The organism is Streptomyces sp. NPDC007983, from assembly GCF_042958345.1.
Taxonomy (GTDB): Bacteria; Actinomycetota; Actinomycetes; order Streptomycetales; family Streptomycetaceae; genus Streptomyces.
This window is the reverse complement of record NZ_JBIBJI010000001.1, coordinates 540,365-556,806: the sequence shown is the minus strand read 5'-3', so window position 1 is coordinate 556,806 and position 16,442 is coordinate 540,365. Positions and strand designations below refer to the sequence as shown.

Annotated in this window: 14 protein-coding genes; 11 read left to right on the top strand and 3 right to left on the bottom strand. The window is 74.0% G+C overall.

Features of this window, described 5'->3' with window-relative positions; genetic code table 11:
- Position 1 precedes the first annotated feature (1 nt).
- The 3 genes from cydD (at position 2) to ACFZCY_RS02625 (ending at position 6,262) form a co-directional block, all read left to right on the top strand.
- Positions 2–3,550: a thiol reductant ABC exporter subunit CydD gene (gene cydD, locus ACFZCY_RS02635; protein ID WP_391168799.1), complete on the top strand. Its 3,549-nt coding sequence runs from the start codon at positions 2–4 to the stop codon at positions 3,548–3,550.
- Between the two features lie 55 nt (positions 3,551–3,605).
- Positions 3,606–5,267: a GAF domain-containing protein gene (locus tag ACFZCY_RS02630; RefSeq protein WP_391168797.1), complete on the top strand. Its 1,662-nt coding sequence runs from the start codon at positions 3,606–3,608 to the stop codon at positions 5,265–5,267.
- A 167-nt stretch (positions 5,268–5,434) separates the two neighbouring features.
- Positions 5,435–6,262 (top strand): hypothetical protein, encoded by an 828-nt coding sequence (locus ACFZCY_RS02625; RefSeq protein WP_391168795.1) that lies wholly within the window; start codon positions 5,435–5,437, stop codon positions 6,260–6,262.
- A 60-nt stretch (positions 6,263–6,322) separates the two neighbouring features.
- On the opposite strand, the gene ACFZCY_RS02620 is transcribed toward ACFZCY_RS02625, so the two are convergent.
- On the bottom strand, positions 6,323–7,204 hold the full coding sequence (locus ACFZCY_RS02620) for a Cof-type HAD-IIB family hydrolase (protein ID WP_391168793.1): 882 nt from the start codon (positions 7,202–7,204) through the stop codon (positions 6,323–6,325).
- 114 nt (positions 7,205–7,318) lie between these two features.
- On the opposite strand from ACFZCY_RS02620, the gene ACFZCY_RS02615 reads away from it, so the two are divergent.
- The 8 genes from ACFZCY_RS02615 (at position 7,319) to ACFZCY_RS02580 (ending at position 14,232) form a co-directional block, all read left to right on the top strand.
- Positions 7,319–8,230, top strand: coding sequence for an LLM class flavin-dependent oxidoreductase (locus ACFZCY_RS02615; protein ID WP_391168791.1), 912 nt, complete (start codon positions 7,319–7,321; stop codon positions 8,228–8,230).
- A gap of 120 nt (positions 8,231–8,350) precedes the next feature.
- Positions 8,351–9,259 carry a zinc metalloprotease HtpX gene (gene htpX, locus ACFZCY_RS02610; RefSeq protein WP_391168789.1) on the top strand — a complete coding sequence of 303 codons (909 nt, stop codon included), beginning with the start codon at positions 8,351–8,353 and terminating at the stop codon, positions 9,257–9,259.
- A 6-nt stretch (positions 9,260–9,265) separates the two neighbouring features.
- On the top strand, positions 9,266–9,850 hold the full coding sequence (locus ACFZCY_RS02605) for a hypothetical protein (protein WP_391168787.1): 585 nt from the start codon (positions 9,266–9,268) through the stop codon (positions 9,848–9,850).
- 117 nt (positions 9,851–9,967) lie between these two features.
- Positions 9,968–10,531 carry a hypothetical protein gene (locus tag ACFZCY_RS02600; protein WP_391168786.1) on the top strand — a complete coding sequence of 188 codons (564 nt, stop codon included), beginning with the start codon at positions 9,968–9,970 and terminating at the stop codon, positions 10,529–10,531.
- 96 nt (positions 10,532–10,627) lie between these two features.
- A complete protein-coding gene (locus tag ACFZCY_RS02595) occupies positions 10,628–11,680 on the top strand; it encodes an ATP-binding cassette domain-containing protein (protein WP_391168784.1) in 1,053 nt (350 codons plus the stop codon).
- Positions 11,670–12,569, top strand: coding sequence for an ABC transporter permease subunit (locus ACFZCY_RS02590; protein ID WP_391168783.1), 900 nt, complete (start codon positions 11,670–11,672; stop codon positions 12,567–12,569). Before ACFZCY_RS02595 ends, ACFZCY_RS02590 begins: the two co-directional genes overlap by 11 nt.
- Positions 12,566–13,492, top strand: coding sequence for an ABC transporter ATP-binding protein (locus ACFZCY_RS02585; RefSeq protein ID WP_055546056.1), 927 nt, complete (start codon positions 12,566–12,568; stop codon positions 13,490–13,492). The genes ACFZCY_RS02590 and ACFZCY_RS02585 overlap by 4 nt, the downstream gene beginning before the upstream one ends.
- Positions 13,493–13,506: 14 nt before the next feature.
- Positions 13,507–14,232: an ABC transporter permease subunit gene (locus ACFZCY_RS02580; protein WP_391168782.1), complete on the top strand. Its 726-nt coding sequence runs from the start codon at positions 13,507–13,509 to the stop codon at positions 14,230–14,232.
- Positions 14,233–14,331: 99 nt separating this feature from the next.
- Here the strand turns inward: ACFZCY_RS02580 and ACFZCY_RS02575 are convergent, their stop codons facing one another.
- Together ACFZCY_RS02575 and ACFZCY_RS02570 are read right to left on the bottom strand one after the other, a co-directional pair.
- Entirely contained in the window at positions 14,332–15,636 is a 1,305-nt protein-coding gene (locus ACFZCY_RS02575; RefSeq protein WP_391168780.1) for an MFS transporter, read from the bottom strand.
- A gap of 51 nt (positions 15,637–15,687) precedes the next feature.
- Entirely contained in the window at positions 15,688–16,398 is a 711-nt protein-coding gene (locus tag ACFZCY_RS02570; protein ID WP_391168778.1) for an FCD domain-containing protein, read from the bottom strand.
- Positions 16,399–16,442 lie beyond the last annotated feature (44 nt).

Below are 16,442 nucleotides of genomic sequence, written 5' to 3'. Positions count from 1 at the left end.
CGTGAAACCAATCGACCCCCGGCTGCTCCGGTACGCGCGGGCGACCCGGTTCTTCCTGGCGGCGTCCGTGGCGCTGGGGCTCGCCGGGGCCGGGCTCGTCATCGCGCAGGCCATGCTGATCGCCGAGATCGTGGTGGGCGCGTTCCAGCGGGGCGAGGGCACCGGCGCCCTGACCACGCCGCTGATCTGGCTCGCGCTGATCGCCGGGGGCCGGGCGGCCGTCTCCTGGCTGACCGAGCTGGCCGCGCACCGGGCGAGCGCCGCGGTCAAGTCGGAGCTGCGGCTGAGGCTGCTGGAGCGGGCCGTGCGGCTGGGCCCCGGCTGGCTGGACTCCCAGCGCACCGGCGAACTCACCACCCTCGCCACCCGTGGCATCGACGCGCTGGACGACTACTTCGCCCGCTATCTGCCCCAGCTCGGTCTCGCGGTGGTGGTCCCGGCGGCGGTGCTCGCCCGGATCGTCACCGCCGACTGGGTCTCGGCGGTGGTCATCGTCGCCACCCTGCCGCTGATCCCGCTGTTCATGGTGCTCATCGGCTGGGCCACCCAGTCCCGGATGGACCGCCAGTGGCGGCTGCTGTCCCGGCTGTCCGGCCACTTCCTCGACGTCGTCGCCGGACTGCCGACCCTCAAGGTCTTCGGCCGCGCCAAGGCCCAGGCCGCTGCGATCCGGTCGATCACCGCCGACTACCGGCGGGCCACGCTGAAGACGCTGCGGCTCGCCTTCCTGTCCTCCTTCGCCCTGGAGCTGCTGTCCACGCTGTCCGTCGCGCTGGTCGCGGTCGGCATCGGCATGCGGCTCGTCCACGGCGAACTGGACCTGTACACCGGGCTGATGGTGCTCGTCCTCGCGCCCGAGGCGTATCTGCCGCTGCGGCAGGTGGGCGCGCAGTACCACGCGGCGGCCGAGGGCCTGGCGGCGGCGGACGAGGCGTTCGCCGTGCTGGAGCGGGAACCGGCCGCCGCCGGTACGCTCCCCGCGTCCGACGCCCGGGGTGCCGCGCTCACGGTCGACGGGCTGACCGTCCGTCACCCCGGGCGCGCCGCGGCCTCCCTGGCCCCGGTCTCGTTCGAGGTACGCCCCGGCGAGACGGTGGCGATCACCGGCCCCAGCGGCGCGGGCAAGACGACCCTGCTGAACGCCGTGCTGGGCTTCGCCGAACCGTCCGGGGGCCGGGTGCTGGCAGGCGGCCGCGACCTCGCGTCGCTCGACCCCGAGAGCTGGCGCCGCCAGATCGCCTGGGTGCCGCAGCGTCCGTATCTGTTCGCCGGGACCATCGCGGAGAACGTACGGCTGGCGCGGCCCGACGCCGACGACGCCGCGGTGCGTGACGCCCTGCGGCAGGCCGACGCCCTCGGCTTCGTCTCCGCGCTGCCGGAGGGCGCCGGGACCCGGCTCGGCGAGATGGGCGCGGGCCTGTCCGCGGGCCAGCGCCAGCGGATCGCCCTGGCCCGCGCCTTCCTGGCCGACCGTCCGGTGCTGCTGCTGGACGAGCCCACCGCGAACCTCGACGGCGCGACGGAGGCGGCGGTCGTCGACGCGGTGCGGCGGCTGGCCGAGGGCCGCACGGTCCTCCTGGTCGTCCACCGCCCGGCGCTGCTGCCGCTGGCCGACCGCGTCATCGCCCTGCCGGGGGCCGCGGGCCCGGCCGAGGGCGGGAGCGGCACGGCCGCCGCGCGGACGGCTGCTCCCGCGCGTGCCGAGGCGCGCCCGGAGGCGGCGAACGCGGCCGCGCCCGCCGTGCCGTACGAGGCGGCGGCGGGCAGCCCGGACACCTCGGCGGAGCCGACCGCCGCGTCCAGTGCGCTACGGCGGGTGCGGGGCGCCGCGCGGGGCGGGCGGGGGCGGTTCGGGCTCGCGCTGCTGCTCGGGAGCCTCGCGCTCCTGAGCGCCGTCGGGCTGATGGCCGTATCCGGGTGGCTGATCGCGCGGGCGTCGCAGCAGCCTCCGGTGTTGTACCTGATGGTGGCGGTCACCGCGACGCGGGCGTTCGGGATCGGCCGGGCCGTCTTCCGCTACGCCGAGCGGCTGGTCTCGCACGACGCCGTGCTCCGGGTGCTGGCCGAGCTGCGGGTCGCCGTCTACCGGCGGCTGGAGCGGCTGGCGCCCGCGGGGCTCAGGGAGACCCGGCGCGGGGATCTGCTCTCCCGGCTGGTGGCCGATGTGGACGCCGTCCAGGACTACTTCCTGCGCTGGCTGCTGCCGGTCGGCGCGGCGCTGGTCGTGAGCGCCGCCTCGGTCGCGTTCACCGCCTGGGTGCTGCCCGGGGCCGGGGCCGTGCTCGCGGTCGGGCTGCTGGTGGCAGGGGCCGTGGTGCCCGCCGTGTCGGGCGCGCTCGCCCGGCGCGCGGAGCGCCGCCTGTCGCCCGCGCGCGGCGCGCTGTCGGCGCAGGTGGTGGATCTGCTGGCCGGAACCGCCGAGCTGACGGTGGCGGGTGCGCTGCCGCGCCGGCTGGACGCGGTGCGGCGGGCCGACGGGGTGCTCACCCGGATCGCGCGGCGGGGCGCCGCCGCCACCGGCGCGGGCGCCGGGCTGTCCGCCCTCGTCTGCGGTCTGACCGTGGCCGTCGCGGCGTGGGCCGGGGTCGGGGCGGTGGCCGACGGGCGGATCCACGGGGTGTGGCTGGCCGTCGTGGTGCTGACGCCGCTGGCCGCCTTCGAGGCGGTCGCCGGGCTGCCGCTCGCGGTGCAGCACCGGCAGCGGGTGCGGCGGGCCGCCGAGCGGGTGTACGAGGTGATCGACGCGCCGCTTCCGGTACGGGACGGCGGCACCGAGGAACCGCCCCGGTCGGCCTTCCCGCTGGTGGTGCGCGGGCTGTCGGCGCGCCACGCGGGGCAGCGCACCCGCGCGCTGGACGGGTTCGACCTGGAGCTGCGCCCGGGCCGCCGGGTCGCGGTCGTCGGCCCGTCCGGCTCCGGCAAGACCACGCTGGCCCAGGTGCTGCTGCGCTTCCTGGACGCCGAGGACGGTACGTACACCCTGGCGGGCCGGGACGCGGCGGCCGTGGACGGGGACGCGGTGCGGCGGCTGGTCGGGCTGTGCGCCCAGGACGCGCACATCTTCGACAGTTCGCTGCGGGAGAACCTGCGGCTCGCCCGCCCCGGCGCGAGCGACGACGAGCTGCGCGCGGCGCTGGCCGCCGCGCGGCTGCTGGAGTGGGTGGACGGGCTGCCGGACGGTCTCGGCACCCACGTCGGCGAGCTGGGCGCCCGGCTCTCCGGCGGCCAGCGGCAGCGGCTCGCGCTGGCCCGCGCGCTGCTGGCGGACTTCCCGGTGCTGGTGCTGGACGAACCCGCCGAGCACCTGGACCTGCCGACCGCCGACGCCCTGACCGCCGACCTGCTGACGGCGACCCGGGGACGTACGACCGTGCTGATCACCCACCGGCTCGCGGGCCTGGAGGCGGTCGACGAGGTGATCGTGCTCGACGGCGGCCGTGCGGTGCAGCGCGGCCGGTACGCGGAACTGGCCGCGGCGGACGGGCCGTTCCGCCGCATGCTGGAGCGCGAGGCCGCGGAGGCCGGACCACCCCGCGTGGCGCTCGCCTGACGGGCGAGCCACTGCCCCGGAGGCGGATCGGGCGGGGAAAAAATAGGCTCGGACCATGGCGGCCTCGGCACCCTCACCGGACCCCCTGGACATCGCCGCGGAGGCGACGCGTGGGCTCCAGGGGCTGTCCACCGAGCTGACCGCGCGCGTACCGCGGCTGCTGGAGGCGATGCGCTCCATCGGCACCGGCCTGGAGCTGCGCGTGGTCCTCGACCGGATCGCCGAGACCGCGGCCGAGCTGGCGGGCGCGCGGTGCGCGGCGATCGGCGTGAACGACGCGGCGGGTCAGGGGCTCGCCGATGTCATCACCTACGGGGTGACCGAGGCGGACCGGGCGCGCTGCCGCTCGCTGCTCGCCGGGCGGTCCGCGGGGGCGGGGGTGCTGCCGGCCGATCCGTTGCCGCGGTCCTTCCTCGGGGTGCCGATCCGGGTCGGGGACGAGGCCTTCGGCCATCTGTGCCTCGCCGAGAAGCGGGACGGCGGGGAGTTCAGCGTGCCCGATCTGCACCTGGTCAAGGTGCTGGCGACGGAGGCGGGGATCGCCATCGGCAACGCCCGCTTCCACGAGGCGACCCGGCAGCGGGAGCGGTGGATCGACGGTTCGGTGGCCGTCACCCACTCCCTGCTGTCCGGCGACGCCGAGGACGCCCTGGTGGTGGTGGCGGAGAAGGCGCGTCATCTGGCCGCTTCGGCGGCGGGCATCGTGCTGGTGCCGGAGGCGGCCGGCGGGCTGGAGATCGTGGCGGTGGACGCCGCGGACCCGCCGCGGGGGGCCGCGCTGCTCGGCACGGTCGTCCCGGCCCGGTCCCCGGCCGTGCCGCGGCTGCTGGCCGGGGAGCCGGTGTTCATCGACGACCCGGCCGCCGAACCCCGCCCGGTCGCCGGTGTCCTGGGCCGCTACGGGCCGAACATGATGCTGCCGCTGAGCGGCGGCGACCGGGTGCTGGGCGTGCTCGCGACCCCGCGCGACCCCGGCGCCCGGCCGTTCACCGCCACCGAGCGCAGGCTCGCCCTCCAGTTCGCGGCGCAGGCCGCGGTCGCGCTGGTGCTCGCCGAGGCGCAGCGCGACCGGGAGCGGCTGGCGGTGCTGGAGGAGCGGGACCGGATCGCCCGCGATCTGCACGATCTGGTCATCCAGCGGCTGTTCGCCACGGGGATGCTGCTGGAGAGCGTGCGGCGCCACGCGCCGGCGCCGGAGGTGGGGGAACAGGTCGAGCGGGCCGCCGGGGAACTGGGCGCCACCATCCGGGAGATACGGACGGCGATCTTCGCGCTGCAGCAGGGCCCGGAGAGCGCGCCGTCCGGGCTGCGTACCCGGGTGCTGCGGGAGGTGGGGGCGGCCGCGGTGCCGCTCGGTTTCCAGCCGTCGCTCAGCTTCATCGGCCCGGTCGACACGAAGGTCGGCGAACCGGCCGGGAGCAGTCTCGTCGCGGCGCTGCGCGAGGCGTTGTCCAACGCCTTCCGGCACGCCCGGGCGACGCGCATCGAGGTGGTCGTGGACGTGACGGCGCGGCTCGCCGACGGGCGCCCGGCGGTGCGGCTGACGGTCGCGGACGACGGGGTGGGCGTTCCGGCGGGCGGGCGGCGCAGCGGGCTCGCGAACCTGGCCCGGCGGGCGGAGGCGCTGGGCGGGTCGAGTACCTACGGGCCGGGCCTCGGAGCGGAGAGCGGGTCCGGCGGGGGCGGCACGACGGTGGTCTGGCAGGTGCCGTTGTAGGGCGTACATCGCCCGGGCGGCCCAACTCCTCACCTACGCGGTCCAACTATCGGTCCGTCAGAATGCGGGCTTCCGGAACCGCGGATGGGATGAGCCTCGCGGGCCGCTCGGTCCTCCGTATCCCTCCACACTCCGCGACAGCTTCTTGCGGGGAAGGAAGTCATCACGTGAACAGCCAGAGTCCTACTCCTCAGCGCTCCCGGACGCGCCGTCGGGTCTTCTTCGCCTCCGTCGCGACCGCGGCGGCCATTTCCAGCCAGCTGCTGACCATGGCGCCCGCCCAGGCGAGTGACAGCCCGATGACCGGCGGAGGCCACCCCAAGCCGCCGACCATCATTCACGGGGTGCAGGAGTTCACCGCGGACGGCACCTTCACGCCGCCCCCGGGGGTCACCTCGGTGCACATCCAGGCCTGGGGTGCGGGCGGCGGCGGTGGCGGCGGTGGCGGCGCCAGCAGCGCCGCCGCGGGCGGCACCGGCGGTGGCGGCGGGGCCGGCGGTTTCACCTGGTGCGTCATCCCGGTCACGCCGTTCGCCACCTACACGGTCGACCTGGGTACGGGCGGCACCGCCGGTCCCGGCGGTGCCGGTGGTACCGCGAGCGGCAGCACGGGTACGGCCGGTGGTAACGGCGGCGCGACGAGCCTGGCCTCCCTCAGCGGTACCCAGCTCATCGCCGGCGGCGGTCTCGGTGGCGGCGCCGGCGGTGGAGCGACCGGTGCGACCCCGGGTACGCCGGGCACCGGGGGCACCGGGGGCACCGGTGCCTGCAACAGCATCTACGTGGTCAACCGGACCGGTGAGAGCGGTGAGTCCGGACTCACCGGCGGCGAGGGCGGCGACGCGGTCGACGGCATCGTGGGGCTCCCCCTGACGAACACCAGCGCGGGCGGCAATGGCGGCGCCGGCGGCGACGCCAGCGCCAGCACCGCCCCGGGCACCGCGGGCGACAACGGCACCACGGGCGGCAACGGGTACGCCGTCATCTTCTGGTGAACCGACCCCGGTCGGACACGACCGCCCCCGGCCGCACGGCGCCGGGGGCGGTTCCGGTTCTCACAGGGACAGAATCCGCTCGATGACCGCGGCGACGCCGTCCTCGGTGTTGGCGCCGGTGCGGTGCGTGGTCGCGGCGAGCACCTCCGGGTGGGCGTTGGCCATCGCGTACGAGGTACCCGCCCAGGTCAGCATCTCCAGGTCGTTGGGCATGTCGCCGAACGCCACGACCTCCTCCGCGGCGATGCCGCGCTCGGCGCAGCACATGGCCAGGGTGGAGGCCTTGCTGACCCCCAGCCCGCTGACCTCCAGCAGGGCGGAGGGGCTGGAGCGGGTGAAGTCGCCGTGGTCGCCCGCGACGGTGCGGGCGAGCCGGAGGAAGGCGTCGGGGGCCAGCTCCTTGTGGTGCGCGAGCAGCTTGAGGACCGGGGTGTCGGCGTGCTGGAAGCCGTCGTCGAGCAGCTTCTCGGCGGGGGCGATGATCGCGCCGGGGTCGAGGTGGAAGGGCGGGTACTCCGGCTCGTAGAAGATGCCGCCGCTGCGCTCGACCGCGAAGGACGTGCCGGGGGCGGCCCGGCGCAGCGCCTCCACGACGGCGAGCGCCCGGTCGGCGGCCAGCGGGCGGACCTCGACCAGCAGCCCGCCCTGGTGCAGGTCGACCACGGCGGCGCCGTTCGCGCAGATCGCCAGGCCGTGCCCGTGCACATGGGCGCTGACCACGTCCATCCAGCGGGACGGGCGGCCGGTGACGAAGAACACCTCGATGCCCGCCCGCTCGGCCGCGTCGAGCGCCGCGACGGTGCGGTCGGAGACCGTCTTGTCGTCCCGCAGCAGCGTGCCGTCGAGGTCGGTGGCGATCAGCCGGGGCCGGGGCGGGGCGGAGGCGGAACGGCCGGGGGCCGGGTTCTCGGGCTGCTCGATCGCTGGAGTCACGGCAACCATCCTCCCGCATGGGCCGCTCATGGGTGCGGGAAGGGCGCTCGACCGCACCCATGAGCGGCCCTCCGGGGGCCGGGCCGTGCGCCGCTGTCACCGGCACCGCTTAGGCTCGACGCCATGCGAGTGAGCACCGTGATCCTGCCCGTCCACCGCTGGGCCGACGGCGGCAGGGAGCTATGGCGGCGCGCCGAGGAGCTGGGTTTCCACGCGGCGTACACCTACGACCACCTGTCCTGGCGCAGCTTCCGCGACGGGCCCTGGTTCGGGGCGGTGCCGACGCTGACGGCGGCCGCCGCGGCGACCTCCCGGCTGCGGCTGGGCACGCTGGTCACCTCCCCCAACTTCCGGCACCCGGTGACGCTCGCCAAGGAGCTGATCTCGCTGGACGACATCTCCGGCGGGCGCGTCACGCTCGGCATCGGCGCGGGCGGCTCGGGCTTCGACGCGACGGCGCTGCTGCGCGGCACGGAGGAGGCGTGGACGCCGCGGGAGCGGGCGGACCGGTTCGGCGAGTTCGTCGAGCTGCTCGACCGGCTGCTGACGCACGACGTGGTGAGCTACGAGGGCGAGCACTACAGCGCGCGCGAGGTCCGCAACATCCCCGGCTGCGCGCAGCGCCCCCGGCTGCCGTTCGCGGTCGCGGCCACCGGTCCGCGCGGGATGCGGCTGGCGGCGCGGTACGGGCAGGCGTGGGTGACCACGGGCGACCCGAAGCTCTTCGAGACGGGCACGCCCGCCGATTCGCTGGCCGCCATCGGCCGCCAGATCGAGCGGCTCGGCAAGGCGTGCGCCGACGCCGGGCGGGACGCGGACGAGCCGCACAAGATCCTGCTCACCGGCTTCACCCCGGACGGCACCCGTCCGCTCAGCTCGGTGGACGCCTTCGTCGACTTCGCGGGCGAGCACGCGCGGCTGGGCATCGACGAGATCGTGCTGCACTGGCCGATCGCCGATTCGGTCTTCGCGGCCGACCCCGGGGTCTTCGAGAAGATCGCCACGGAGGGCGCGGAGCGGGTCGCCGCCCTCTGACACCGGGTTCCGGCGGGTATGCCGGGAATTCCGTGGACGCCGCGAATGCGGCGAAGGCCGGAATGAGGAGCAGAATCGGGTGTAGAGGCTCCCGCTGCCGCAGTGACTGTGGAGGCACCCATGCCGCGTACCCGCTATGCCCCCGACCGTGGGCTGACCACCCGCATGGTCGTGACCATGTTCTTCATCGGCCTGCTCTACGTGGTCTTCGTCGGTGTGCTGATCGCGCTGCTGCGCGGTGCCTGGCCGCTGATCCTGCTCATCGCGGGCGGGCTGTTCATCGCGCAGTTCTGGTTCAGCGACCGGATCGCGGCGTTCAGCATGGGCGCCCGGGAGGTCACCCCGCAGCAGGCGCCCGAGCTGCACGGCGCGGTGGACCGGCTGTGCGCGCTGGCCGACATGCCGAAGCCGCGGGTGGCGATCGCCGACACGGATGTGCCGAACGCGTTCGCGACCGGCCGCAGCCAGAAGAACGCGCTGGTGTGCGCGACGACGGGGCTGCTGCGGAGGCTGGAGCCGGACGAGCTCGAAGGCGTTCTCGCCCACGAGCTGTCCCATGTCGCGCACCGCGATGTGGCGGTCATGACCATCGCGTCGTTCCTCGGCGTGCTGGCGGGCATCATGACCCGGGCGGCCCTGTGGGGCGGGCTGTCCCGCAGCAGCCGCAACAACAACGTGGGCATCGCGGTCCTGCTGATCCCGCTGGTCAGCGCCGTCGTGTACGCGATCAGCTTTCTGCTGACCCGGCTGCTGTCCCGCTACCGCGAGCTGTCCGCCGACCGGGCCGGTGCCCTGCTGACCGGCCGCCCCTCGGCGCTGGCCGCCGCCCTCACCAAGGTGACCGGGCAGATGGCCCGCATCCCGACCCGCGATCTGCGCAAGGCCGAGCCGTTCAACGCTTTCTTCTTCGCCCCCGCCCTCTCCGGGGAGAGCCTCAGCCGGCTGCTGTCCTCGCACCCGACGCTGGAACAGCGGCTCGGGCAGCTCGGGCGCATCGCCGCCCAGCTGGGCCAGCCGGGGAGGAGCTGAGGGCGCGTGGGACTCCTCGACATCATCCTCGGCCGCAGCAAGCCCGTACGGCCCGACCTCGACCAGCTCTTCGGGCTGCCGTCGGCCGCCGTCACCCTGGAGGCGGGGGCCGGGTTCACCCCGACCGGACTCGGGTCGGTCTGCTTCGCGAGCGTCGAGGGCGGCGCCTTCGGCCGACTCCAGCAGGACGTACGGGAGCTGCTGGACGCGGACACCGACCGGGGCGGGGTGCCCGTGGAGTTCAGCCAGGACGGATACGGCTACACCTGGCTGCTGGCCCGGCAGCCGCCGGACGACGTGGCGGCCCTGGTGAACGACCTGCACGCGGTCAACACGCTGCTCCAGGACGGCGGGTTCGGCCCGCAGCTGCTGTGTTCGCTGCTCGGGTTCCACGAGGCGGCGGGGCGTTCGCTCGCGCTGGTCTATCTGTACAAGCGCGGCACGTTCTATCCCTTCGCCCCGCTGCCGGGCGCCGCCGAGAAGCGGGACAACGCCCTGGAACTCCAGGCCCGGGCGCTGCTGGGGGACGATCTGCGGATCGAGCAGGACCTGAGCCGATGGTTCCCGGTGTGGGGCGCGCCCGGGCTCTGACGCCCGCGGGGGGTTTCCCCATGGCCGCCGGGGGCACGCGCTGAGTCAACAGGGCCGGCGCCGCGGCTCGTCAGGGCCTCGTCGGCGGGACTCACGAGCGACCAACGGGGAGCGGACTTGACCTACCTGCGCGGCTTTGCCCCATGGATCGCCTTCGCCGTCGTGTCGACGCTGGGCTGGCAGTGGGGCGCGCTGGCCGGGCTGGTGCTGGGCGGCTGGCTGCTGGTCCAGTACCGCAGGGAGGGGGTGGCCGCGGACGCCCTGATCCTGGAGGCCAGCACGGTGTTGTTCTTCGCGGCGCTGACCGTCTGGGCCTTCGCCCGCCCCGACAGCGGTCTGAAGGAGTACGGCGGAGGGCTGTCGATGGGCTGGCTGGCCGTCACCGCCTGGGCGACGCTTGCGGTCGGGCACCCCTTCACCACCGGTATCGCCCGGCGGCAGGCGCCCCGCGAGGTGTGGCACACCGCCGTGTTCCGGCGGATCAACGTGGTGATCTCCTCGGTCTGGGCGGTCGCCTTCACCCTGACCGCCGCGGCGCTGGCCGCCTCGGTGGCCGCCGGTCTGGCCAGCTGGGTGCCGCTGGTGGTGCAGGCCGCCGGGTTCGTCCTGCCGGTCCTGTTCACCGCTCGCTACCCGGAGCGCGCCCGGGCCCGTCTCGCCCCGGACGCCGCCCGGGCGTGAAGCCCCAGGACGCCGCCGTAACGGCACCCCCTCCCCCCTACGGGGGTGTCAGACCCGAGGAGTAGGGAAATCCAGCCGTCTGGGGTGACGTGGACTGTGGCTCACACCACTACCGTCGAACACGTGACTGTGATCGCCACCGAAAGCCTGAGCAAGCGGTTCCCCAGGGTCACCGCGCTCGACCGGCTGTCCGTCGACATCACACCGGGCGTCACGGGCCTGGTGGGTGCCAACGGCGCCGGCAAGTCGACCCTGATCAAGATCCTGCTCGGGCTGTCCCCCGCCAGCGAGGGCCGCGCCGCCGTCCTCGGCCTCGACGTCGCCACCGAGGGCAGCGCCATCCGCGAGAGCGTGGGCTATATGCCCGAGCACGACTGCCTGCCGCCGGATGTGTCGGCGACGGAGTTCGTCGTCCACATGGCGCGCATGTCCGGGCTGCCGCCGTCCGCCGCCCGCGAGCGCACCGCCGACACGCTGCGCCACGTCGGGCTGTACGAGGAGCGATATCGCCCCATCGGCGGCTACTCGACCGGTATGAAGCAGCGCGTCAAGCTCGCCCAGGCGCTGGTGCATGACCCGAAGCTGGTCCTGCTGGACGAGCCGACCAACGGCCTCGACCCGGTCGGCCGCGACGACATGCTCGGCCTGATCCGCCGTATCCACACCGACTTCGGCATCTCGGTCCTGGTCACCTCGCATCTGCTCGGTGAACTGGAGCGCACCTGCGACCACGTGGTCGTCATCGACGGCGGCAAGCTGCTGCGCTCCAGCTCCACCAGCGACTTCACCCAGGTGACGGCCTCCCTCGCGGTCGAGGTGACCGACACCGACGAGCACCCGGACGGCACCGCCGCGCTGCGCGCCGCCCTGGACCGGGCCGGGCTCACCGCCTCGCCCGCGCGCCGCGGCGCGGACGGGGCACCGGCCTCCGACCATCTGCTGCTCGTGGACGTCGCGGGCGAGGAGACGTACGACACGGTCCGGGACGCCATCGCCGGTCTCGGCCTCGGCCTGATCCGCATGGAACAGCGCCGCCACCGCATCGCGGAGATCTTCAGCTCCGAAAGCGACGGCGAGAGCGGCGGCGGGACCGAAGGCACCGGACACGCGACCAGCAAGGGAAACGGAGGTGCCGTCGATGCCGTCTGAGACCGTGCCCCAGCAGCGCGCCGACGTCATTCACAACATCGGCTACCGCCACTACGACGGCCCCCGGCTCGGCCGTGCGTACGCCCGCCGCTCGCTCTTCTCGCAGAGCCTGCGCGGCGCCTACGGCCTCGGCCGCTCGGCGAAGTCCAAGGTCGCGCCGATGCTGCTGTTCGCCGTCATGTGCGTGCCCGCGGCGATCATCGTCTCGGTCGCCATCGCCACCGACCTCAAAAAGCTCCCGGTCGAGTACACCCGTTACGCGATCATGCTCCAGGCGGTCATCGGCCTGTACATCGCCGCCCAGGCGCCGCAGGCCGTCTCCCGCGATCTGCGGTTCAAGACCATCCCGCTCTACTTCTCGCGCCCGATCGAGACGGTGGACTACGTGGTGGCCAAGTTCGGCGCCATGGCCTCCGCCCTCTTCCTGCTCACCGCCTCGCCCCTGGTGATCCTGTACGCCGGGGCCCTGCTCGCCAAGCTCGACTTCGCCGACCAGACGAAGGGCTTCGCGCAAGGACTGGTCTCCGTGGGTCTGCTCTCGCTCCTCTTCGCCGGCATCAGCCTGGTCATCGCCGCGGCCACCCCGCGGCGCGGCTTCGGCGTCGCGGCCGTCATCGCCGTGCTGACCATCTCCTACGGCGCGGTGTCCACCGTCCAGGCCATCGCGTTCGCCCAGGACGCCACCGGACCGGTGCGCTGGCTCGGACTGTTCTCGCCGATCACGATCATCGACGGGGTGCAGACCGCGTTCCTCGGCGCCAGCTCCTCGTTCCCCGGCGGCTTCGGCCCGGGTGCCGGACCCGGCGCCGTCTACGTCCTCGTCCTCCTCGGCCTGATCGCCGGCTCGTTCGGGCTGCTGCTGCGCCGCTACCGAAAGGTCGGGCTGTGACCACGATCGCCATCGACAACGTCTCGCGCTGGTTCGGGAACGTCGTGGCCGTCAACGACGTGACCATGACGATCGGCCCCGGGGTCACCGGGCTCCTCGGCCCCAACGGCGCGGGGAAGTCCACCCTCATCAACATGATGGGCGGCTTCCTGGCCCCCTCCACCGGCAGCGTCACCCTCGACGGCGCCGCGATCTGGCGCAACGAGCAGGCCTACCGCCACATCGGCATCGTCCCCGAGCGCGAGGGGATGTACGACTTCCTCACCGGCCGCGAGTTCGTCATCGCCAACGCCGAACTGCACGGACTGCCCGACCCCCGCGCCGCCGCCCGCAAGGCGCTCGACACCGTCGAGATGGACTACGCCGGGGCGCGCAAGATCTCCACGTACAGCAAGGGCATGCGCCAGCGCGTGAAGATGGCCTCCGCCCTGGTCCACGAGCCGTCGGTGCTGCTCCTCGACGAGCCGTTCAACGGCATGGACCCGCGCCAGCGGATGCAGCTGATGGAGCTGCTGCGGCGGATGGGCGCGGAGGGCCGCACCGTGCTGTTCTCCTCGCACATCCTGGAGGAGGTCGAGCAACTGGCCTCGCACATCGAGGTGATCGTCGCGGGACGGCACGCCGCCTCCGGCGACTTCCGCAAGATCCGCCGGTTGATGACGGACCGTCCGCACCGCTATCTCGTACGGTCCAGCGACGACCGCGCGCTCGCCGCCGCCCTCATCGCCGACCCGTCGACCGCAGGGATCCAGGTGGACGCGAGCGACGGCGCCGACGGCGGACTCCACATCCAGGCCGTCGACTTCACACGCTTCACCGAACTGCTGCCCCGCGTCGCCCGTGAACAGGGCATCAGGCTCCTCACGGTCTCGCCCTCCGACGAGTCCCTGGAGAGCGTGTTCTCCTACCTCGTCGCGGCCTGAAAGGAGCCCCTGCGATGCCCGCGCTCTACCACCCCACCGTCGCCCGGCTCACCTACCGAGCCCTGCTCGGCCGCCGCCGCGCGCTGATCCTCTTCCTGCTGCCCGCCCTGCTGGTGGTCATCTCGCTCGCCGTACGGATGCTCACCGGAGTCGACGACTCCACCGCCAACTCCCTCCTGGGCGGCTTCGCGATCGCCACCATGGTCCCGCTGATCGGCGTGATCGCCGGGACCGGGGCGATCGGCCCGGAGATCGACGACGGCTCGGTCATCTATCTGCTGGCCAAGCCGGTGAAACGGCCCACGATCATCGTCACCAAGCTGATCGTCGCGATCGGCGTCACGGTCGCCTTCTCGGCCCTGCCCACGCTGCTGGCGGGCTTCATCCTCAACGGCAACGGACACAACATGGCGGTCGGCTACGCCGTGGCCGCCGCCGTGGCGTCCGTCGCCTACAGCGCGATCTTCCTGCTGCTGGGCACGATCACCCGGCACGCGGTCGTGTTCGGCCTGGTCTACGCCCTGGTCTGGGAGGCCTTCTTCGGCAGCCTGGTGGCCGGGGCCAAGACCCTCAGCGTCCAGCAGTGGTCGCTGGCGATCGCCCAGAAGATCACGGACGAGGCGGTCACCTCGGACGTGGGCCTCACGACCGGCGTCATCCTGCTGATCGTCGTGACCGGGGCCGCCACCTGGTATGCGGGACAGAAGATGCGCTCCCTCACCCTCGCCGGGGAGGAGTGAGCGCGACACGTCACCTACGGCCGCCTTCGGTTGACGAGGCGGCCGGTACCCCCCCGAGGCGGCGGTCGTCGTGACGACCGCCGCCACGCTGTGTCGGCGTCAGGACGCGATCTTGCGGTCGCGCCCCGCGCCCAGCCCCAGCAGGGCCAGCGCCGCGCACACCGCGAGCATCAGCATGAGCGGCAGCGTCCAGCCGCCCGTGGCCTGGTGCACCGCGCCGAGCGCCAGCGGGCCCGCGGCGGCCAGCAGATAACCCCAGGTCTGCGCCATCCCCGACAGCCGCGCCGAGGTGTGGGCATCCCTCGTCCGCAGCACCATCAAGGTGAGCGCGAGCCCCACCGTGCCGCCCTGCCCCACACCGATCAGCGTCGCCCAGGCCCAGGCCCCGGCCACCGGGGCCAGCAGCAGCCCGGTGACCCCGGCCGCCATCAGTCCGGCCACCACGACCGCCGGCAGCCGCTGCGAGCGCATCCGCCCGGCCAGCAGCGGCACCACGAACGAACCGGACATCTGCACCAGCGTGCTGAAGGCGAAGACCAGACCGGCGGTGGCCTTGTCCATGCCGTGGTCGGTGAGGATCGTCGGCATCCAGGCGATGGTGACGTACGCCATCAGCGACTGCAGCCCCATGAACAGCGTCACCTGCCAGGCCAGCGGCGAACGGGACAGCGTGCCCCTGTCCCCCTTGCCGTCCCCGGTCCGGACCGGTGTCGCCGCGGCCTGGCCGTGGTGCGTGCCGCGCCGGGCGAGCACCGCCTGCGGGAGCCACAGCACCGCCGCGACGGCGGCCAGCAGCGACCAGGAGGCGAGGGAGCCGCGCCAGCCGCCGAGCGCCTTCTCCAGCGGGACGGCGGCCGCGGCGGAGGCGGTCGCTCCGGCGATCATCGCGGTCGTGTAGAGGGCGGTCATGGCCGCCGCCCGGTCCGGGAAGTCCCGCTTGATCAGGCCCGGCATCAGCACATTCAGCAGCGCGATCCCGGTGCCGACCAGGGCGCACCCGGCGAACAGCGCGACCAGCGGCGGCGCGACGCGCAGCAGGATCCCGCCGCCCAGCAGCACCAGCGCCGCCAGCAGCACGGTCTCGGTGCCACAGCGCCGGGCCAGCCGCGGCGCGAGCGGCGAGGCCACCCCCATGAAGATCAGCGGAATCGTGGTGACCAGGCTGCCCGTGGTCGCGCTCAGCCCGAAGTCCCCGCTGATCTCGCCGAGCAGCGGGGAGACCCCGGCGAGCGAGGCGCGCATGTTGAGGGATGCCAGCACGATGCCGACCAGGACGAGCGCCGGGTGGGCGCGCAGCGTGCGCCGGGCGGCGGCCACCTCCGGGGTCGGCCGCAGATCCGTCTCGGCGTCGACGAGCAGCGGCTCGGCCTCGGCCTCGGGGGCGGGGGTGTGCGGGCGTGACAAGGACAGCTCCGTTCCGTGGTGGTGTGGGGTGGTGGAGTGGTGGGGTGGGGTTCAGTCGTTGGCGAGCAGCGTCTCGACGGCGCGCTTCGGCGTCTCCAGCAGGGCCCGCGCCGCGTCCTCGGCGGCCGTCGGGTCGCCCGACGCGATGGCGTCGATGAGGGCGTGGTGGTCGCCGGGCTCGATGCGCGGCATCTCGCGGTCGCCGAGCGACGCCACCAGGGCATCGCGCACCGAACTGCTGAACCAGCCGTACGTGGCGCTCAGCGCGGCGTTGTGCGCGGCGTCGACCACGGCGGTGTGGAACGCGACGTCATGCGCCGCGTACAACTCATGGCTGCCGGACTCCGGCTGCCCCTCGGCGTCCTCGAAGGCCGCCTGCGAGGCCAGCGCCGCGCGCATCCGCGCCAGATCGTCGGGCTGATGCCGGAGCGCGGCGAGCCGGGCGCCCTCGGCCTCCAGCGCGATGCGCAGCTCCAGCACGTCCCGGATCCCGGCGCGCCGTACGTCCCGCATGACCTCGGCCGGGTCGGTGGTGGACATCACGAAGGTGCCCTCGCCCTGCCTGGCCTGGAGCATCCCGGCGTGCACGAGGACGCGAACCGCCTCCCGGACCGTGTTCCGGCCGACCTGGAGCTGCTCGGCGAGCGCGTGCTCGGTCGGAACGCGATCGCCGACCCGCCACTCGCCCTCGGCGAGCTGTGCGCGCAACTGCTCCACGACGGTGTCGACGAGCGACTGCCGCCCGGCGGCACGCAAGGCCATGTCCTGTAGCTCCATTCTCGATTCAACCGGTTGCCCAGTCATCC